Annotated in this window: 22 protein-coding genes; 6 read left to right on the top strand and 16 right to left on the bottom strand. The window is 49.3% G+C overall.

What is annotated here, in order from left to right; genetic code table 11:
* Positions 1-22 precede the first annotated feature (22 nt).
* Positions 23-1054 carry a hypothetical protein gene (locus IPF95_16505; GenBank protein ID MBK6476287.1) on the bottom strand — a complete coding sequence of 344 codons (1032 nt, stop codon included), beginning with the start codon at positions 1052-1054 and terminating at the stop codon, positions 23-25.
* A gap of 197 nt (positions 1055-1251) precedes the next feature.
* Here IPF95_16505 and IPF95_16500 point away from each other — a divergent pair.
* Positions 1252-2320, top strand: a protein-coding gene (locus IPF95_16500; GenBank protein ID MBK6476286.1) for an IS3 family transposase whose coding sequence is annotated in 2 segments (ribosomal slippage) — positions 1252-1517 and positions 1516-2320 — 1071 coding nt in all. Because the reading frame shifts where the segments join, the coding sequence is not laid out codon by codon here.
* Here IPF95_16500 and IPF95_16495 read toward each other — a convergent pair.
* The 10 genes from IPF95_16495 to IPF95_16450 form a co-directional block, all read right to left on the bottom strand.
* Positions 2317-2781: a hypothetical protein gene (locus IPF95_16495; protein ID MBK6476285.1), complete on the bottom strand. Its 465-nt coding sequence runs from the start codon at positions 2779-2781 to the stop codon at positions 2317-2319. The two genes, IPF95_16500 and IPF95_16495, sit on opposite strands and share 4 nt — an antisense overlap.
* Before the next feature lie 53 nt (positions 2782-2834).
* Positions 2835-3308 (bottom strand): DUF962 domain-containing protein, encoded by a 474-nt coding sequence (locus tag IPF95_16490; protein ID MBK6476284.1) that lies wholly within the window; start codon positions 3306-3308, stop codon positions 2835-2837.
* A gap of 230 nt (positions 3309-3538) precedes the next feature.
* Positions 3539-4057 carry a DinB family protein gene (locus IPF95_16485; protein ID MBK6476283.1) on the bottom strand — a complete coding sequence of 173 codons (519 nt, stop codon included), beginning with the start codon at positions 4055-4057 and terminating at the stop codon, positions 3539-3541.
* A 57-nt stretch (positions 4058-4114) separates the two neighbouring features.
* Positions 4115-5065 carry a hypothetical protein gene (locus IPF95_16480; protein MBK6476282.1) on the bottom strand — a complete coding sequence of 317 codons (951 nt, stop codon included), beginning with the start codon at positions 5063-5065 and terminating at the stop codon, positions 4115-4117.
* Positions 5062-5382 (bottom strand): tetratricopeptide repeat protein, encoded by a 321-nt coding sequence (locus IPF95_16475; GenBank protein MBK6476281.1) that lies wholly within the window; start codon positions 5380-5382, stop codon positions 5062-5064. The genes IPF95_16480 and IPF95_16475 overlap by 4 nt, the downstream gene beginning before the upstream one ends.
* A 3-nt stretch (positions 5383-5385) precedes the next feature.
* Positions 5386-5550, bottom strand: a complete 165-nt coding sequence (locus IPF95_16470; GenBank protein MBK6476280.1) for a hypothetical protein — start codon at positions 5548-5550, stop codon at positions 5386-5388.
* Between the two features lie 248 nt (positions 5551-5798).
* A complete protein-coding gene (locus IPF95_16465; protein ID MBK6476279.1) occupies positions 5799-6953 on the bottom strand; it encodes a DEAD/DEAH box helicase in 1155 nt (384 codons plus the stop codon).
* A gap of 27 nt (positions 6954-6980) precedes the next feature.
* Positions 6981-9152 (bottom strand): S9 family peptidase, encoded by a 2172-nt coding sequence (locus IPF95_16460; protein ID MBK6476278.1) that lies wholly within the window; start codon positions 9150-9152, stop codon positions 6981-6983.
* Between the two features lie 211 nt (positions 9153-9363).
* A complete protein-coding gene (locus IPF95_16455) occupies positions 9364-9591 on the bottom strand; it encodes a (4Fe-4S)-binding protein (GenBank protein ID MBK6476277.1) in 228 nt (75 codons plus the stop codon).
* A gap of 119 nt (positions 9592-9710) precedes the next feature.
* Positions 9711-9971: a hypothetical protein gene (locus IPF95_16450; GenBank protein MBK6476276.1), complete on the bottom strand. Its 261-nt coding sequence runs from the start codon at positions 9969-9971 to the stop codon at positions 9711-9713.
* On the opposite strand from IPF95_16450, the gene IPF95_16445 reads away from it, so the two are divergent.
* Both IPF95_16445 and IPF95_16440 read left to right on the top strand, forming a co-directional pair.
* Positions 9970-10977: a redoxin domain-containing protein gene (locus tag IPF95_16445; GenBank protein MBK6476275.1), complete on the top strand. Its 1008-nt coding sequence runs from the start codon at positions 9970-9972 to the stop codon at positions 10975-10977. The two genes, IPF95_16450 and IPF95_16445, sit on opposite strands and share 2 nt — an antisense overlap.
* Positions 10968-12242, top strand: coding sequence for a SpoIIE family protein phosphatase (locus IPF95_16440; protein ID MBK6476274.1), 1275 nt, complete (start codon positions 10968-10970; stop codon positions 12240-12242). Before IPF95_16445 ends, IPF95_16440 begins: the two co-directional genes overlap by 10 nt.
* Before the next feature lie 55 nt (positions 12243-12297).
* On the opposite strand, the gene miaA is transcribed toward IPF95_16440, so the two are convergent.
* The 5 genes from miaA to IPF95_16415 all read right to left on the bottom strand — a co-directional run bounded on the left by miaA (position 12298) and on the right by IPF95_16415 (position 16433).
* Entirely contained in the window at positions 12298-13209 is a 912-nt protein-coding gene (gene miaA / locus IPF95_16435) for a tRNA (adenosine(37)-N6)-dimethylallyltransferase MiaA (GenBank protein ID MBK6476273.1), read from the bottom strand.
* A complete protein-coding gene (locus IPF95_16430) occupies positions 13206-13775 on the bottom strand; it encodes a hypothetical protein (GenBank protein MBK6476272.1) in 570 nt (189 codons plus the stop codon). The genes miaA and IPF95_16430 overlap by 4 nt, the downstream gene beginning before the upstream one ends.
* A gap of 265 nt (positions 13776-14040) precedes the next feature.
* A complete protein-coding gene (locus IPF95_16425; GenBank protein ID MBK6476271.1) occupies positions 14041-15501 on the bottom strand; it encodes an HD domain-containing protein in 1461 nt (486 codons plus the stop codon).
* 321 nt (positions 15502-15822) lie between these two features.
* Positions 15823-16194, bottom strand: coding sequence for a DUF5615 family PIN-like protein (locus IPF95_16420; GenBank protein MBK6476270.1), 372 nt, complete (start codon positions 16192-16194; stop codon positions 15823-15825).
* Positions 16191-16433: a DUF433 domain-containing protein gene (locus IPF95_16415; GenBank protein ID MBK6476269.1), complete on the bottom strand. Its 243-nt coding sequence runs from the start codon at positions 16431-16433 to the stop codon at positions 16191-16193. The genes IPF95_16420 and IPF95_16415 overlap by 4 nt, the downstream gene beginning before the upstream one ends.
* A gap of 144 nt (positions 16434-16577) precedes the next feature.
* On the opposite strand from IPF95_16415, the gene IPF95_16410 reads away from it, so the two are divergent.
* From IPF95_16410 to IPF95_16400, 3 genes are read left to right on the top strand one after another with little or no spacing between them, the layout of a single operon-like run.
* Entirely contained in the window at positions 16578-19325 is a 2748-nt protein-coding gene (locus tag IPF95_16410) for a class I SAM-dependent DNA methyltransferase (GenBank protein MBK6476268.1), read from the top strand.
* Between the two features lie 3 nt (positions 19326-19328).
* The gene (locus tag IPF95_16405) at positions 19329-19955 is read left to right on the top strand and encodes a hypothetical protein (protein MBK6476267.1); all 627 of its coding nucleotides are present in this window, start codon (positions 19329-19331) and stop codon (positions 19953-19955) included.
* Between the two features lie 6 nt (positions 19956-19961).
* Positions 19962-20108, top strand: coding sequence for a hypothetical protein (locus IPF95_16400; protein ID MBK6476266.1), 147 nt, complete (start codon positions 19962-19964; stop codon positions 20106-20108).
* Positions 20109-20115: the final 7 nt, after the last annotated feature.

Genomic DNA, 20115 nt, shown 5'->3' with positions numbered 1-20115 from the left:
CATTTATTCAGTAATTGTAAGATCAATTGAACTTGATCAAACTTGAGCCGGCCAGAACAAAATGCTTTTCAACCTTAAGGGAATGACCGAGACGAATTAATTCGTTCACCACGAAGTCATTCAAATAGTAATGGTCGAGGTGAGCTGAAACTATTTTTTCAGCATCCTCCGGCGATAGTTTGTCCTTACGTACGATCGTGGTGCCGTAATACATTGGATCCAATTCCTCTAAATGCATATCATACTCCCAACACTTTACGACTTCATGATGCGAGAGATCGATGAATGACGCCGCACTCTTATAGTACGATATGGACTGGATGTTCAGATAGTCTATGCCTAAACTTACCGGCTCGTAACTCCCTTTTTGATCGTATTCCTCCTTGAGGAAACCGATCACTTCTTTTGAACCGGAATCGAATCGCCATGAATTGCAATGGGTGGTATTGGCGGTGAGGAATAGATGGATCAAGAACGAACATGCTAGTAGTTCGAGTAGCCTTTTTTCGATCCATTCAGAAGCGCCATCGGCACCATTCAGAACTACCAGGATCAGAATAGGATAATAGAGCAATGCAGTTCGCTCAGTCGGGAATGAGGTTTCTAAGAATAAATGCTGCGCAACAGGTGATAGAATGCTGAGTAAGAATAAGATCGGAAGGATGATCTTTATACTGAAACTCTTCTGTTGTATCGCTCTGAAAATAGTTATGATCGAGAAAAGGAGCGCAACGAAAAAGAGTAGTGAAAAGACACTATTGGCTAGTGGGATACTCAGAAAGTGATACGCGAAAGTCCTGCTCAACGACAAAAGCGTATCGTTATAGAAGCTTGTTCTTCCGCCAAAGTAGAGCTCTCCTTGGTTTTTCAGCTCCAGTATTACTGGAATGATAAAATAGAAGAACATACCGGTGATCACAGAATAGATCAATATCCGCAGGCTGGTTATTCTTTTTTCAGAGAACAAAGTGTAAGCGAATAGAATAAGCAAGGATGGAAGGAAATAGTTCAATGCCGTAAAATTCGACAATACGGCAAGCATTCCGAAACCCATGGATAGTAGGCCAAATTGAATTGTATTTTCCTCGCAGTATTTCAGAAGAAAATAAATACTTGGAAGAATGAACGAAAGTGAAAGTGTAGGCTTCCCCAAAGTTCGTCCATTGATAACTGGAGGTAACGCACTTCTTGGCCCCGCGGGGCCAAGAAGTGCGTTGGCCGGCCAAGGGCTACATTCAACACCCTGTAGCCATGAGAAAGAGCAAATTTTCAGAACACCAGATCATTGGGATACTCAAGCAGCATGAAGCCGGACACAAAGTGGCCGATATATGCCGTGAGCATACCATAAGCGCGGCCACCTTCCACAACTGGAAGGCCAAGTACGGCGGCATGGAACCCAGCCAGCTCAAACGCGTCAAAGAGCTTGAAGAAGAGCTTAGTCGGCTTAAACGCATGTACACCGAGCTGAGCATGGAGAACGACGCCATAAGAACGGTGATCCAAAAGAAGTGGGGCGCCTGACGATAAACGGGAGATCGTTCAGGCGTTGAGCAACATGAACATGAGCCAGCGAAGAGCCAGCCAGATTGTGCAATTACCCCGTAGCACTGCCCGGTATACCAAACGTATACCGCAGGATGATGCTGTAATAACCGCCTTGGGATCACTTGTAGAGATGCACCCGGCCATTGGCTTTTGGCAATGCTATTATCGCTTGCGCATGAAAGGACAAAAGATCAACCACAAACGCTTGTATCGCGTGTACACTGCCATGCACTTGAACATTAGGCGTAGAGCTAAGAAACGGCTGCCAACGCGAGTAAAACAAGCCTTATTCCAACCCGCTGCGCCCGATCAGGTATACAGTATAGATTTCATGCACGACACACTTTGGGATGGACGCACCTATCGGCTATTGAACGTGATCGACGATTACAACCGCGAGGTACTTGCTATAGAGGTGGACACTTCATTACCTGCACTTCGCGTTATCCGCGTACTGGAAAGAATAAAGTCAGTGCGCCCATTGCCCAAGATGATCCGCGTGGACAACGGACCAGAGTTCATCTCCCACAAACTCGACGCATGGTGCAAGGACATCGGTATTACCTTGGCATTCATACAGCCAGGTAAGCCAACACAGAACGCATACGTGGAACGCTTCAATGGAAGCATAAGACGAGAACTACTCAGCGCATACGTCTTCCGAACATTGCAAGAGGTACGTCAGCGGACCGAAACCTGGATGAACGACTACAACAATCATAGACCACACAAAGCGCTTGGATACCGGTCTCCAACGCAATTAAAACCCTAAACCAAATGCCCTTGGAATCTCCAGTTATGATCGGACCGAAAACAAGGGAAGCCTACAAAAGTCCATAGCCTCTCGCAAGCCCAAAAAAGGTCCAATATGAATGGCATTGCTGTCAACAATAACAGCGGGATATACGGAGCCGAAGGTTTTAGAAGTCTCCCGAGTTTAACGGCATACACTAGGTACAGAATGAAGCCAAGAACATTCGGCAAACGATAGACCAGTTCGGAGGGTCTGAAAAAAAACAGACTTGCTTTTATTAGAAGCACATTCAGAAAATGATTGTTCGCAGCAAGACCAAAATCAGACCATTCGTCACCATTCACAATTTGGGAAGTGGTTATTTCATCGAATGTGAAGGAGAGGCTGAAGGCTCTGTATGCGACGTAGCTGAACAGGAGCACGCAATAGACATACATGGTCACATTAACCAGGTCGATCGGTTTAGGTTTTACTGTCATTGCATAAAATGTGAAGCTATGGTGCTCGTGTATTGGTGATCCACGTAGTGCTCCTAATACCCTAAGCCGAATCTCCGAAAAATAGATCCCATCAACCAAGCTGGACCGATCATCAAGAATTGCAGGTCTTCCAAAAAGCTGGGTTTTGCTCCTTCGATCTTATGACCGTAGAACTGACCGATCCATGCAGCAATGAAGAGCACTAAGCTGATCGTCCATAGCGGCCAGGGTGCATGTGCATCGAGCCAAGCGCAACCCGCAAGACACGCAATACTCCATAGTGCCATTCCGAGCATGATCGGAAAGGACAGTCGTAAGTAGAATAAACAGACCAGCCCAACGGCAATTTTTGCCCATAAATGCGGCGTGAACAGGGGAGGTAGATCAGGCACCGGAATGCTCCAAAGAAAACCGACCACGCAGAAATAGATCACCGGAACACAGATCCAATGGATGGCTTTGTTCGTGCTGTTCTGGTGACTAACGCCGTAAGCGTCGAACCACTGTTGGATGGTGCGTTTGGGCATTTTGTGAGGTGAATGGAACGCTGATGACGCTGAAAGTAAAGATCAACGCGGATAGTGAGAGGGGTATTGGTTGTTGTAGTTGGTATTGGGTAACTGGTACTGAGTATGCTTCACGAAGTACATTTTCAGGCAAAGCGAAAATTATCGGGACTGTTAACTGCCAACTGCAAACTTTTTCATTGTTAGTTAGTTGATGCAGTCTGCTTAGACCCGGTACAATGTACAAGCATTCATCCATAACGTTCCTCCAACACCTGCCCGTGATGTAGTCCATGCCCAGCGATCATGTAACCGATCGCTCTTACGCTCATTGCTTTGCCGTTCGCGGTGCCTTGGGCCTTTAGCATTTCGTCGTTGAAGCTTTCGAATAACAATATGGTACTCGTCCTTACCACTTCGAATTCTGTAATCAGGTCGGCTAAGCTGCGGCGGTCTGCGTTCGAACTTGCGGCGTAGTCATCTTCTTCGAAACCTGGTAACGCTGTTGCGTCCTTACGTGCGAACCGAAGTGCGCGGTAGCTCATGATCCGTTCGGTATCCGTAATGTGTTGGATCACCTCTTTTACGCTCCACTTTCCTTCAGCATAGCGGTGGCCTCCCTTGGCTTCAGGAAAGGTTCGCAAAAGTGCAAGTAGTACTTCATGACTTGAACGAAGGGCGGAAACGATGTCTTGATCCGTTACGCGATCGATGTACCGACCAAAGAATGGCGCGTATTCCGTTTCGCTTGGCGATTGTACGTGTTGCATGCCGAAAGGTAATGGTTGAATAGATGAAACGTGAATGAGGTATGCTCCTTTTCCGGCCTACTCCTGATCGGCAGCACCGCCTTGGCCTTGAATAAGAACGTGCGGAAGTGCTGCCACTTCTTTACCGATCTGGAACCATCCGTAAGGGTTCGTCCACCAGGTCCAGCGTTTACACCAGGGGTCGTAGAGCGGAATAATTCCTACTCCTTCAGCCGTTTCTTTGGCGGTGACGTATCCTTTCCATGTGCGGCGTGCATGTACACCTAGCGTTGCTATATCAAATGCATCGATCCCGTTCTTCTTGGCATATTCAATGAACGTCCTGCCAGATCCGAATGTTCGGCCACCCGTATGCTGCATCGTAGGTACAGCGGTGATCTTATCCGCAGAGATCCCTGCTTCGATCAATGCCGCTCGACCTGCATCGGCATGTGTTGGCCAGCCGGAAGTCGTAATGCCATTTTTATCTACCAACTGAATTTGTGCAATGGAGTGAGCAGGTGTTCCATCAACATCAAGCATTGCGATGAAGACTATTGGAACACCGGGCGCTGCAGTTTGTGCTGAGGTGGTCACGAATCGCAACTCGCGCAAGCGCTTTCCCGTAGCATCGATCTCATGATCGGTGGTGTTTTTCGTGGAACGCTGGGTGAGCAGCGTATCCGTACCACTGATCACATACCATTTCGTTGTGGGTAATCCGGCGGCTCCGACAAGGATCGTATGTTCGATCGGTTCATTCAATAGGATCCGGATCTCCTTTCCTTCTTCCAAGTAATACGCGAATGGCCGCATTGTCCCGGTAACATAGATATGATCATAGCCACCGGTGAGAAAAAGGGCCCGTGCTTCCATCAATCCTTCATGGTGCATCCATCCTTCCACTACCAAGTTCTTACTGCCTACAGGTCGCTGCATAGCGAAATAAGGATAGGCGAACAGTACAAGGAACAGCAGGGTTACAGAGCCGACAAGAAGTGTACGGAATGCGATCTTCTTCCAATTCATTCAGCGTCTTCCAAGGAATTGAGAAGCTCTTGAAGTTCTGCGCGTGCCTTCCGATCACCTGTGACCAAACCCTGCATCATACCTGCCTCACAGGCGCGTTTCGCATCCTCGATCCGGCCTAGGTCTGCTTGGAGAAGTGCCAATTGGTAGTAACCAGGTATGTATTTCGGATCGTCGGTGAGGATCGACTCAAGATCGGTAATGGCTTGTTCCATGTTGCCGGAGCGTTTCCATTCCAAGGCTATGGCATACCGAAGGAAAAGGTCGCCTGGCTCTTCAGCCAACATGCCTTGTAATTGTGCCAATCGGTCGCTCACAGTTCAACTGGTTTTGATTCCCAATTCCTCACGAAGTACAGCAGCACATTCCAATCGCGTTATCTTTCCATGGCCCACGGTCAATTTGAACCACACATCACTTACGACCGCTAGCTCGACATGCGAGAAGGTGAGGTTTTCGATATGCAAAAGATCTGCGATCGGCATTGGGCCGCGAATTTACGGGACTTGTGGTAGGTGGAGAACCTCGAGCATGTTCAAATGCTGCGAAAGATGGAATTGAACCGCAACGGCGCAGCGACGCGACGTGGACTGGCTTGAGACTCTGTAGTCGCGGCGTGCGTAAATACGGTGTGCGTATTGAGCTGCGTTGTGTCGTAGCGCCGTTGCGGTCCTTTTTTTCTTGTTGTGGACCCGTTGATCGATATGAAATAGCTCAACTAAACGTGTTCACCTCAAACTCCTGAAAGATCAATGTCCTCAGTACCCTCCAAGGTTACCCATTGCTTCATTTTCTTCTGGATCACTTTGAAGTGGTGCTGGTCCTCTGGCGTGATGATCGAAATGGCTTCACCTGCCTGCGCTGCTCGACCAGTTCTACCGATGCGGTGTATGTAATCCTTTGGTGAACGTGGCAGCTCATAGTTGATCACGTAGGGTAGGGAGTCGATGTCTATTCCGCGGGAAAGAAGGTCGGTTGCTACCAGCACCCGCAGCGTTCCTTTCTTGAATGCCGCTAATGCGTTCTGCCTTGCACCTTGGCTTTTTTTGCCATGCGTGGATTCCGCATCAATGCCATGCTTTTTCAATTTGTCCGCAACATGGTCCGCACTGTGTCCCGAAGCTGTGAAGATCAGCACTTGCTGCATATCCATGCTCCGGATAAGGTAGCGCAGGAAAGGTCCTTTCTTTTCTTGGTCCACTCGGAATGCGCGTTGCTGGATCAAGGTGACCTCCTGCGGTTCTTCGGTAAGTTGGATCACCTCTGGCTTGTGCAATACCAGTTGTGTGATGGCATCCACAGCAGCATTCAATGTAGCCGAGAACAAGAGGTTCTGCCGCTTCTTTGGTAAGGCCGCAAGCACACGATCCATTTCCTCGCGGAAGCCCAGATCGAGCATTTTATCGGCTTCGTCCAGCACCAAGTATTTCACGGATCCCAGATGAACGGCTTTGTGATCCATAAGGTCCAATAGCCTGCCGGGCGTTGCAATGAGAATATCCACACCTTGCATCCCGATCATTTGCGGATTGATGGAAACACCACCGAATACCGCCGCAACTTTGATCTTGTTCGTTAGAGTTGCCACCAGCGTTTGGAGCACTTCTTCAACTTGTCCTGCCAACTCGCGCGTTGGAACAACGAACAATATCGGAACATGCCGGTTCGATAATTCCCATTTCCCTTCCAGCAATAGTTGGAGAGCAGGCAATGCATAGGCCAATGTTTTACCCGATCCCGTTGGAGCTATTCCCAATAGATCCTTGCCGAAGAGGATCGCAGGTATCGCGCGCTCTTGAATGGGTGTTGGCTGCTCATACCCGCCCGCTTTTACAGCATCGAGAATGGGGGCGGATAAGCCGAGTGTATCGAATGTGGTCATTGCCATTTCAAGTGCGCGGTCAGATCGCGCAGCTCATTTAGTGATGCCTTCCAGATCGAGCAGGAACGCATAGACCAGCGCGACTTTCTTGTACGATTCGAACCGTCCGGATGCTCCGCCATGACCAACATCCATGTTGCAGTACATGATCAGTTTTTGATCGCCGGTCTTGGTCGCACGCAGTTTCGCGACCCACTTGGCAGGTTCCCAGTATTGCACTTGGCTGTCCCAGTATCCGGTCGTAACAAGCATGTTCGGATAGTTCTGCGCAACCACATTGTCATACGGTGAATAGGATCGGATGTAATCGTAATACTTCGCGTCCTGCGGATTGCCCCATTCGTTGAATTCACCAGTCGTTAGCGGAATGCTTTCATCCCACATGGTGCTTACTACATCCACGAAAGGTACTTCGGCTACACCGCCATGAAAGAGATCCGGGGCCATATTCACCACCGCGCCTACGAGCAACCCACCTGCGCTGCCGCCATGGCAATAGAGGTGTTCAGGTGATGTAATGCCTTCTTTCACCAAGAACTTGCCGCAATCGATGAAGTCCGTGAACGTGTTCTTCTTAGTGAGCAATTTTCCGTCCTCATACCAATGTCTGCCCATCTCTTGACCTCCGCGAATGTGTGCGATCGCATACACGAATCCACGGTCCAAAAGGCTGAGCCTTGTTGAACTGAAACTTGCATCCATACTGGCGCCATACGAACCATAGCCGTAGAGAAGGAGTGGATTCTTTCCATTCCGTTCCATGCCTTTGCGGTAAACGATGCTGATAGGCACTTTGGTGCCATCCGTTGCGGTCGCGAACAATCGCTCACTTGCGTAATTGGCTGGATCGAATTTGCCGCCCAGCACTTCCTGTTGCTTCAACAGCGTGCGCTTTGCGGTCTTCATATCGTAGGCATACGTGGTGCCCGGTGTGGTCATGCTCGTGTAGTAATAGCGCAATTCGTTCGTGTTGATCTCTGGATTGAATGATACGTATGCTGCATACGTGGGGTCATTGAATTCCATGTAGGTATCGGAGGTATTATCCCACCGTTTCATGCGGATCTGGAGCAAGCCGTTCTTACGTTCGCTCAGTACCAGATAGTCCTTGAAAAGCTCTACGTCCGATAGAAGAACATCACTTCTGTGTGGGATCACATCGGTCCAATTCTCCTTGGTCGTAGCATTTACCGGAGTGCGCATGAGTTTGAAGTTGGTCGCATCCATGTTCGTGCGGATGAAGAAATGATCACCGAAATGATCAATGTTATATTCCAGTCCAACCACGCGAGGCTGAATGATCCGGAACTCTCCGTTCGGGTTATTTGCTTCAAGAACTCTGTATTCACTGGTAAGGGTTTCTCTCGATGCGATAACGATGTATTTCTCCGACTTCGTCTTATAAACGTATGTGCCGAAGGTTTCATCGGCCTCTTCGTAGACCAGACCATCCGCGGATTGTGGTGTACCCAACGTGTGTTTGTAGATCCGGTATGAACGCAGCGTTACAGTGTCCTGAACGGTGTAGAAAACTGTTGTGTTATCATTCGCCCAGGTCACGCCTCCATCTACTCCAGTGAGTTGGTCCGGTAGTTCTGCACCCGATTTCAGATCCTTGAAAAAGACCGTGTATTGGCGCCGCGAAACAGTATCCACCGCATAGCCCAGTAATTGCGTATTGGTGCTTACGTCTTGACCACCTACTTGGTAATAGGCATGGCCTCTCGCGAGCTCTGGCACGTTGAGCATGATCTCCTCTTTCCCTTTTTCGCTGCCTTGTTTGCGACAATAAAGCGGGTAATCCTGCCCGGTTTCGAAGCGATCGTAATAGAGGTAACCATTCAACTTGTAGGGCACTGAGCTGTCATCTTGTTTGATCCGCGAAACGATCTCATCGAACAGTTCTTTCTGTAGCGTATCGGTATGCGCTAGTACTTCTTTTTGATATGCGTTCTCGGCATTCAAATAGTCCAGTACATCCTGTGTTTGTGCGTCCGGTGTGGTGGCTTCTTTCTGTTCATCCGTTAAGCGCATCCAGAAATAATCATCGGTACGAACCTTACCGTGCTCCTGCATTTCGTGTGCAATCTTCTTGGCGACCGGACCGGCTTGTGCGGTATCGGTCGTAGCCGTATTTGATTCGCTAGTGCTGCAGGAACTGAGCAACGCTAGTGTACAAACTAGAAGGATGGTTGGTCGAAGCATGGTATGGATCTCGTTTTCGGTTCGCGAATATCGCTCATCCGTATTGATCTTGGCCGTAATACTTGGTGATGTTCAGGGGTATGTTCTCCCTGTTGCTCGGTGTCAGATGCAAGATCGGTCAGATAGGAGCCACGTTCAGTGGAGCGATAGGGTCAGGGAACTTCGTCCAGCAGGTCTTGCCGGACCCATGGCTCATGTGCAATTCAAGGGCTCAACTTTTGCCGTCGGTCGTGTAGTAGCTCAAAGCACCGGACGGACATTTATCGACCTGGTCCTTCAATTCTTCGATCGTTGCGTTCTCGGCTTTGATCCAAGGTCTTGCCTTTGGGTCATAGACGTTGGGCAACATCTTTACGCAAACACCGGAATGAGCACATTTCCCGGGTTGCCATACGACGCGCAGGTCACCATTGGGGTATTCGGTTTTGAAGTCAGCCATTTTGGAGAGAATTTAATTCCAAGGTAAGGATGATCTCTCGGTATCAAAATAATGGCGCCAGATCTACTTAGCCGATCACTGAGCCTCTTTAGGTCTGATCTTATTCGGGCGATCCATAATTAGGTCCAAAATATATACACTGGCAACAAGCCACAGATAACGATCAACAAAGCTGGGAAAGAGGCTTCGCGAAGCATTAAGATGTTCGCATATTCATATGCCTTAGTACTGAGCGTGCTGAAATTGAACGGCCCGGCCTGTTGTCTAAAGTCGGGGCGGCGGAGGTAATAAGGGAGTGTGTGTGCCGTGATCGCATGATCGTGGTATTGTCCTTTCAGTGTGGAACAATCGAGGCCATTTCCCGTATACCTGCATTCCATGTTCAGAAGGCTCCATCCTCTAACGGTCCTGGGATACATCCTGCTTATTGCCTCGGCCATACCGTTGGCTTTAGGCTATGCAAGCTTGGCCGAGTTAATGTTCTTTTTGGCGTATGGCTTCGCGTTGCTAGAGTTCCAGAAGTACACTAGCAATTATCAGTTCGCATTGTTGTTGATCAGTGGTGCAGCGCTGGGCATTGTGCTGGACCTTCATTTCCAGTCTTGGCCATTGCTTACGTTCTCTATGCTGTTTGCAGCTTCGGCAACAATTGTTCGCCAGCGTTTCATGCGGTTTTTTACGTACGTTGACCTGCTATGGGTAGATACCGGAAAGTCAGCGGTAGCCGTTTTTCTTTTTGTTCTGGCTATTTGGAACAAACCGTTCATTTGGGACCTATGGTTACTACCCGTAATTCCCTTGATCGCCGCTGTTGGCCTGACCATCAGTTATGTGCAGGATGCCAAGCACATGAAAGAATTAACACGTGGTGGCTACAGGATGCAAGTGGGTAAACCTGCACCGGATTTCGAACTTCCCGATCAGAATGGGGATCTGTTCCGATTGTCGGACTTCCACGGTAAACACCCAGTATTATTGATCTTTGTTCGTGGCGATTGGTGCCCCGGATGCCACATGATGCTGCGCACGTACGAACGAAACCATAAGCGCTTCAAGGAAAAAGGTGTTCTTGTCCTCGGTATCGGACCGGATGATATTTCCGTGAATCTGGATATGGTCCAGCGGATCGGTGTCGGATACCGCATGCTTTCTGATGACAAGCAAGAAGTTTCCGGTCAATATGGTGTGGTCTACAGTAACCCATTGATCGAACCCATGGTGGACTATGCGAAAGGTATGCCGCTGCCAGCATCGTTCTTAGTGGATGCGAACGGCATCGTACGATACGCATCACGGCCTGACCGGGTTGGTGAATTCCTTGACCCCGAGCTGATCTTTGGTGTGTTGGAGGGCATACAACCCGATCCCCATCTTGCATGGACTTGAATATTGGACTCGCTGTAATGGCCGTTGCGGTACTGCTTCTAATGGTGGCAATTGGTATATCCGTGGCCTACAACCGCTTGCAAGGAGTTCATAGCACTGCGGTTCATGATCGTGATAGTTTTCTAAGCATTCTGGAAGCAAGCAACGATGCCTTATTCGTGATCAACTTCGTGAGTGGAAAGATCCATCTGGCGAACGCGAAAGCATCGGAGTTGATCGGAATTCCCACGAACGAACTGACGACGCTTACCATATTCGATCTGCATCCTAAGGAATTCCTTCATCGCAGCGCGGATCGTATTGCGGATGCTTGGGAAAAGAAGGGCAATATCTATTCAGACATTCCATTGTTGTCTTCCAAAGCGGAAGTGATCCCGGTGGAAAGTAGCACACGCGTTTCCTCTTATCAAGGTGAACCTGCTGTGATCCTTTACGCACGGGACATACGCGAACGACTCAAATTGCAGAATGCGGTTGAGGAACAGCAAACAATTGTTCGCGAACAGAACATTCAGTTGCTCTCCAGTATTCGTTATGCCCAAAGGATCCAGCGAGCAGTGCTACCCGAGGCAGAGCGATTGCAAACGCTGCTTCCGGAATCGTTCATTCTGTTCCGGCCAAAGGATATCGTTAGTGGTGATCTTTATTGGTTTGCGGAGCAGGATGGGGCAGTGGTGCTAGTGGCTGCGGATTGTACTGGCCACGGGGTGCCCGGAGCGTTGCTGACGTTGATCGGAGCTACGCTGTTCAATGATGTCGTACTTAAGAAAAAGGTAAAGGACACCGGAGCGATCCTTGATGCGGTGCGTTCGGGGATGATCCAAGCCCTGAGCAAGGACGGTGGCGAAGCGGGTCACGACGGTATGAATGCAGCAGTACTGCGTTATGATCCGAAAACAAAATACATGTACTACTCGGGAGGATATGCACCGCTCTATGTTGTGCGTAACGGCGAATTGACAGAACATAAAGGAGACCGGATGCCCGTCGGGCCACACTCAGGTGATCTGGGGTCGTTCAGTAGCGGAACAATCCAATTGCAACTTGGCGATCGTCTTTTCATTTGTTCTGATGGTCTACAGGACCAATTCGGTGGTCCGCAAGGGAAGAAATTGAAATCCAGCGGCCTGAAGGAATGGCTTGTGCTAACATCAACCCTCACACTAGATGACCAGTATCAGGCCATCTCTGACAATTTCAGAATGTGGTTAGGAAAGGGTGAACAGATCGACGATGTACTGTTGGTCGGATTCGAAGTGACGTAGATCAACACAAAAGTTCTGTACGTGGTAATTCGACTTGCTATATTCTTCCAGGTCGTTATCGTATCAAACCATCAACGAGTTGAATGAGTTCGCTTGGATCGCTTGGTGATACAAACCTCCAACTCGTATCCCTGTGCAACCAGGTCATTTGGCGTTTGGCGTAGTTGCGCGTGTGTTGTTTGATCAACGCGATGGCTTCATCCAAAGTGGTATTGCCCGCGAAATGATCGAAGAGTTCGCGATAACCTACAGTGCGCAGAGCATTGTGTGCCTTGTATGGAATTAGAGCCCTTGCTTCTCCCAACAGACCGCTCGCGATCATCGCATCTACGCGCTGATCGATCCGCTCGTATAATTGCTCACGTGGCATATGCATGGCTATGCGCACGATACGAATATCCGTTCTGTCCTGAGGAGTGGTGCGTTGTTCACTGAATGGCCTCCCGCTCGCAATGCAAACTTCCAATGCCCGTATTACGCGGTGCGGATTTGCCTTGTCGATGCGTTCCCAAGTCGCTGGATCACGTTCTTTCAGCTCGTTCAACAGCGGTTCTGATCCGTCTGTCCGGTAGCGTTCCTGTAGTTGTTCTCGGATCTTGTGATCGCCGAGCGGCAAAGGGTCCAGACCTTTGATCAACGCATCGATGTAGAGACCTGATCCACCTACGATAATTGCTACGCCGTTCGTAGCGATCAGCTCTTGAAGAACGGGTTCTGCGGCGCGCGCAAAAGATCCAGCGCTCCATGTTTCGGCGATCTCCAAGTGACCAAGGAAATGGTGCTTGACACCATTCAATTCGGATTCAGTCGGGCGAGCGGTCCCGATCTGCATGGACTCATAGAATTGCCGCGAGTCGGCACTGATCACTTCGGTGCCCAGACGCTGCGCTAATTGGACTGCCGCCTTGGTCTTTCCGCTTGCGGTAGGCCCGCCGATGATCACTAAGGTGCCTTTATCTGAAGTCATCGGTACTCCTCACCGAGATCATCGATGTTACCGTGACCGAACTCGTCATGATCGTCATCACCGTATTGATCATCATCGTCCATGCCGTGCTCCTCATCGCCTAGGTCGTAGGGGTCTTCTGCAAGAATGCCAGCGGAAAGATCATCTTCCTTGCTGTGTTCGTCAGGAGCCTCTTTCATGCTGAGCACAACACGCGGATAGGTCAATGTCGCATCAGGGTCACTAGCACCGATGAGTTCCACCATGAACATCCACATGTGTAGGAAGTCGTAAGCGTAAATGAAGCGTTGCGATGTGCTGCGCATGTGATCGCTGATGTACACTTCCTTCATCAAAGCTGGAACGGTTCCTTCCTCAGCAAAACCAAGGTCGGCCAACGGGATCTCCGGGCCTTTGCCCCAATCCTCATCGCTTACATAGAAGCACGCCATTTCCTGACCGATGAAACCAAACGCTTCTTTGATGGCGGTGTGCAGATCTAGAAAGTTCTGCTCGGAGCCGATCTCAATATCTCTGAACGCCTCAGTAGGGTGATCGATCAATACCCGAAAACGATAGATGCGCATAAGGCGTGCAAAATTAGGCCGTTCGTGCTAATTATTGGAAATGCTTCTTGGGAGATATTTTGGTGAATGGTATATGGGTGAATGGACTAAAGAAATGAAGAATGAAGAATGAAGAATGAAGAATTTAGAATGAAGAACTGAGCAGCCATTAGAAATTCCCCTTTGACTTAATGACGTTTCAATGCAGCCTATTCTATCATTTACTCTAGAATCCGCGTTGATCCTTTTTTTCCGCGTCATCAGCGTTCCATTCTCCATTCACTTTCTAAGGTGCATGCTCCATACCCGGAACCGGCGCCAGATCCAGCTTAGCGGCTTCAGCAATCATTAATTCCCAGGCTTGTCCACGATCATTGTGGATCTTGCCGTCCAAGATGGCATCCTTGATCACGGTCTTTAAATCACCGATGATCTTGCATGGTGGAATATTGAACGCAGCCATGATGTCCTCTCCGGTGACCGGCGGTTGGAAATTGCGGACGTGATCTTTCTGTTCCACATCCTTCAGCTTCTGGATCACCACGTCGTAGTTCTTCAAGTAGCGTTCCTTCTTCTTCTCGTTCTTGCTTGTAATGTCCGCACGACACAAGATCATGAGGGCATCAATGTCATCCCCAGCATCGAAGAGCAAACGACGGATCGCACTGTCCGTGACCTGATCCTTGGTGAGCGATATCGGTCTCAAATGCAACGCAACCAGCTTCTGAACGAAACGCATTTTATCGTCAAGCGGCAATTTCAATCGCCGGAAAAGCTTGGGCACCATGCGCGCGCCCTTGTCCTCATGGCCGTGGAACGTCCAACCATGACCTTCCTCGAAGCGTTTGGTCAGCGGCTTTGCTATGTCGTGCAATATGGCACCCCAGCGCAGCCAGAGGTCATCGCTATGCGCACACACGTTGTCCAATACTTGGAGGGTGTGATGGAAATTGTCCTTGTGACCGATGCCGTGTTTCTCTTCGGCTCCTTGTAGCGCAACGAACTCCGGAAAGAATTCCTGCAACAAGCCACTTTCCAAAAGCAGGTTGAATCCTACACTAGGCTTGGGGACCGCAATGATCTTGTTGAGCTCGGTGTGGATCCGTTCCGCGCTGATGATCTCCAATCGCTTCGCATTCCGCTTGATCGCTTCGAAGGTGGGAGGATCGATCGTGAACCCTAATTGTGAGGCGAATCGAACAGCCCGTAACATCCGCAACGGGTCGTCGCTGAACGTGATGTCCGGATCGAGCGGCGTACGGATCAACCCACGATCGAGATCTAAGATGCCGCCGAAAGGATCGACCAAAGCACCCAGGCTGCCTTTGTTCAAGCTGATCGCCAATGCGTTGATCGTGAAATCGCGCCGCTCCTGATCGTCCTTGATGCTGCCCGATTCCACTTCTGGCTTGCGGCTGTTGCGACTGTAACTCTCTTTGCGCGCACCAACGAATTCGACTTGTTCCTCACCAAACATGAACATCGCCGTGCCGAAATTCTTGAACACATGCACAGGTCCGGTCCCCAAACGCTTTGCAACAGCTTCTGCAAATGCGATCCCATCACCCTCCACAACAAAATCCAGATCCTTACACGGTCTGTTGATCAATAGGTCACGCACATAACCCCCAATGGCAAATGCCGCAATGCCTTGAATGTCGGCCTCAGTAGCTATGGCCTTGAACAAGGGTTGCTCCGTAACACCATCGAGGTGTGTGGCATTTACGGTATAGCTGGTGGTGCGCAAGGGGATCAGAAAATTAGCCCCGGATGATCGCTACGCGCTCTCCGGGGTGACCGATTAGATGATCAGACAATTTAGCGCCTGCATGGGCAAAGAATGGAACCATGCCTGCGGCAGGCAGGACGCAGATAACGCAGAAAGACATGATTTTTATGATCAGACAACGGGCCTCTTTAGTGGGTTGATGTGAAACTGTTGAAGCTCTTGTTCGGGGCGCGAATTTATGGGTTTGGGCCGGGGTGGTTATTGACCAGCTGTGCTACTGAAATTCAATGACAAACTGGCTATGATCCATAACAGGTTATTGTTCAATTCGCCCGAGCATCATTCATCATTATTAGCAAGGCGCCGCACGCGTAACGATTCCCGAGAGATCACCGTGACCCGATCAGCCCACTCCAAATTTGGGTCTGCTTGAAGGATACTCAAAAAGCGCGTTGCCGGTTCTTCTGGTGTATAGTTGTGCATCCGAAAATAGATGATCCCACATTTGGGCCAGACCCCATCCTTAAAGGCAAGCGTACCGTAATCGCTGTCGAATGTTAGAAGGGTCCGGTCATTTTCCTGTGCGATCCTAACTATATCAATATCCTTTTGACCAGCATAAAGCATTCCCACGTGTTGAATATCAAATCCCGCAGCTACCAGAACTTTATAACTAGCGTGCGGGAAATCCTCGTCGGCCAAGTATTTCATCCCGCCTTGCGGGGAAAAGAATACAGCAGCATGCCATCGATCATGCATTCATTCACGAATGCAAGCGCGGCTTGAATGTGCTCTGCCTTAAGCGTAGGATAGTTCTCCAACAGCTGATCATAGGTCCAACCATCTGCCAGACGGCCAATGATCAACTCGACGGTCAGTCGCGTTCCTCGAATGATCGGTTTACCGCTCCGAATGTCCTTTTCGCTGGTTATGTATTGCTGCCAATCCATCACTGCGAAGATAGTCGAAATTGGAAGGATCGGCGCAAAATGACTTAGTAAACCTTAGCGCACCTGACCATTCCCGATTTATCTCCCATCTTCGCCTTGTCCTTACGGGCCACTGTCCGTAACCATTGAGATCACACTCCCATCATGCCCCTAAGTCGTCGCGAGATCCGCACCCGTGCTGTTAAGTTCACCAAGCAGTGGGCCGGGGCCAGCGAGGAGGAGGCTGATGCTAAACCCTTCTGGTACGAATTCTTCCATGTTTTTGGCATTCGCAACCGCACTGTTGGGAGTTATGAAGTGCATGTGCGTAAGCTGGATAATGCCTTGGGTAAGATCGATTACTTCTGGCCGGGCATGGTGCTTATCGAACACAAAAGCCTGGGTAAGGACCTGAAGAAAGCTGCTGTGCAAGCTGCTGATTACTTGCATGGCGTAAAGGAGCATGAAAAACCACGCTTCATTCTCGTGAGCGATTTCGCCCGATTCGTGTTGTACGATCTGGAAAATGGTGTTGAAACGGAATTGCTGCTCCAAGACTTTCCGCAACGCACCGAACTGTTCGATTTCATTGCCGGTTACGAAGCTCGGCCTGTGCGCGAGCAGGATCCTGTGAACATCAAGGCGGCTGAATTGATGGGCCAGCTGCACGATGAACTGAAGGCTTCAGGATATTCCGGCAAGGAGCTGGAAGTGTATCTAGTGCGTTTGCTCTTCATTCTTTTTGCGGATGATACCGGCATTTTTGAGCAGGATGCGTTCTACAATTTCATTGTGGACCAGACCCGTGAGGATGGCACCGACATCGGCGGACAACTTGCACGCTTGTTCCAACTGCTGAACACACCCGAAGAAAAGCGCCAGAAGAACTTGGACGAACGGCTCGCCGATTTCAAGTACATCAACGGTAAACTCTTTGCGGAACACTTGCCCATAGCCGATTGGAACGGTACAATGCGCGTAACGTTACTGGAGTGCGCCGGGTTGAATTGGTCGCGGATCAGTCCTGCGATCTTTGGTGCGCTGTTCCAAAGTGCCATGGATGCCAAGGCACGCCGGAACCTGGGCGCGCACTATACGAGCGAAGCGAATATCCTGAAACTGATCAAACCCCTTTTCTTGGATGAATTGTGGGACGAATTCGAGAAGGCGAAACGAAGCGGACCAAAATTGGAGAATTTCCATGAGAAGCTCAGCAAGCTTCGGTTTCTGGATCCAGCCTGTGGTTGTGGTAATTTCTTAGTGATCACGTACCGCGAACTCCGCGAGTTGGAGATCGCCGTTATTACTGCGCAACTGAAAGGCCAGCAAGTGGTGGATGTGGATAGCCTCGTACTGCTGAACGTGGATAAATTCTACGGCATCGAGATCGAAGAATTCCCGGCACAGATCGCGCAAGTGGCCATGTGGCTGATCGATCACCAAATGAACCAACGCGTAAGTGCGGCCTTTGGTGAATACATGGTGCGCATACCCTTACGCGCCAGTGCCACCATTGCCTGTGCTAATGCGCTGCAATTGGATTGGCAAAGTTTGTTGCCAGAAGGGGAGCGCTACGATTACATTCTGGGGAACCCGCCGTTCATTGGCAGCAAGCTGATGACACCCGAAATGCGCACAGATCTTCTTGCCATTTTTCCCGGTGTAAAAGGAGCCGGTACATTGGATTATGTAAGCGGCTGGTACGGACTTGCCGCACACTACGTGCAAGCATACGGCAACAAAACCACACGCGCCGCTTTCGTAAGCACCAACAGCATTACCCAAGGCGAACAAGTTGGCGCGTTGTGGGGACCACTTCTTGCCAAAGGCATTAAGATCCATTTTGCGCACAGGACATTCCGCTGGAACAATGAAGCACGTGGCGTTGCTGCTGTGCATTGCGTTATTGTTGGCTTTGCCGATTTCGATGTATCCAAAAAGCGTTTGTTCAATTATGCGGATGAGCGTAGTGAACCGGAAGAGGTGATTGTTAACAACCTCAACCCGTATTTGGTGGACGGACCGGATGTTGTAATACGTAGCCGCAGTAAACCTTTGTGTGTTGTGCCAGAGATCGGGATTGGTAACAAACCCATTGATGGTGGGAATTACCTCTTTACGGACGAAGAAAAAGCCGAGTTCATTAAACTAGAACCGGGTTCTGAAAAGTATTTCAAACGTTGGTTGGGGAGCGATGAATTCATAAATGGTTGGCAAAGGTGGTGCCTGTGGTTGGGCGATGCCGCTCCCGGTGAGTTGCGGCAATTTCCCGAAGTACTGAAACGGATAGATGCCGTGCGTCGTGTTCGACTAGCTAGCGTAAGCGCTCCTACACGTAAAATTGCGGATACTCCAACGCGGTTTCATGTGGAGAATATGCCAAGGAAGGAGTACTTGATCATTCCGGAAGTTTCGTCCGAGCGGCGAACGTTCATACCGATTGGTTTTGAAACACCAAACACACTTGCAAGTAATTTGGTGAAAATCCTTCCAGATGCTTCATTGTACCACTTCGGTATGCTAAGCTGCACTATGCACAATGCATGGATGCGAAATGTTTGTGGGCGTATGAAGAGCGATTACCGTTACTCCAAAGACATCGTCTACAACAATTACCCGTGGCCAGAGCAACCCACTGCCGCGCAAAAAGCCACTGTAGAAAAAGCCGCGCAAGGTGTGTTGGATGCACGGGCACAGTTCCCCAAAGCATCGTTGGCAGATTTGTACGATCCGCTTACCATGCCGCCAGCACTCCTAAAAGCCCACCACGCGCTAGACAAAGCCGTAGATAAATGCTACCGCCCACAACCCTTTACAACAGATGCCAAACGCGTGGAGTTCTTGTTTGAGCTGTATGAGAAGTATGTGGGTGGGTTGTTGGTGGAAAGTGGGAAAGGAAAGAAACGAAAATAAAGTATGAGCACTGAACAAATCGAACCGATTTATGACCCATTAATTGAAGTTAAGGCACGGTGTTTGGCAAACCTTGGGGAAGAAGAGGGCGGCCGTTTCTATTTTCTATGGTTAAGACTTATGGAATTACAGTCTCAATGGGGCGAATTACAAGTCTTATTAAATTGCTCTGAGGCGGATCGAGCAAGACTAAATAAATACCTGCCAAGCATTTGCCGAAAAGCTACGGATGCAATGTGGCGCGATATGATAACCGGTATTGTGGCGTTCAGGGATGGTAATATTCAAAAGAAAACAAGTTATGCAGGATTACCAGCATTACGTAGATCGCTGCCCATAGAGTTTAAGGCTAGAAGTGTAACGGTTCTGGACGAATTCAAATCAAAGATCAATCTGATTGAGCAAATGAGGCATAACCACATTTCACATTACTTGACAAAAGCAATTGAATTAAGGCAAACTGATAAGCTAGACCAGGAACAAGTCGAAATAGGTATAGATGGAATACGAACGGTTCTGACCTTCTTTACGAAAGCACGTCGGTTTCCATATCCTCAATGGCAAGGCGGTGCCGCTGAGAAAGGTGGCTCCGAATCTTTATTGGAGATGTTACGTAGCCTTGAAAAATAACATGGGATGGCAACGTTGATACTCAACCATTTCGAGGTGAAATTGGATATAAAGTATGTTACAGAAGAACTGTTTTTTTACGTGTTGAGTATAACCTCTTCCGGTGTTGATGTCTTCGATATATGGAATATTACACCCGAACAAAAGGGGTAAAGGGATC

It is taken from the genome of Flavobacteriales bacterium, from assembly GCA_016704485.1.
In the GTDB taxonomy this organism is placed as follows: domain Bacteria; phylum Bacteroidota; class Bacteroidia; order Flavobacteriales_F; family PHOS-HE28; genus PHOS-HE28.
Note: the sequence above shows the minus strand (reverse complement) of the source record. Positions and strands in the feature narration are given on the sequence as shown.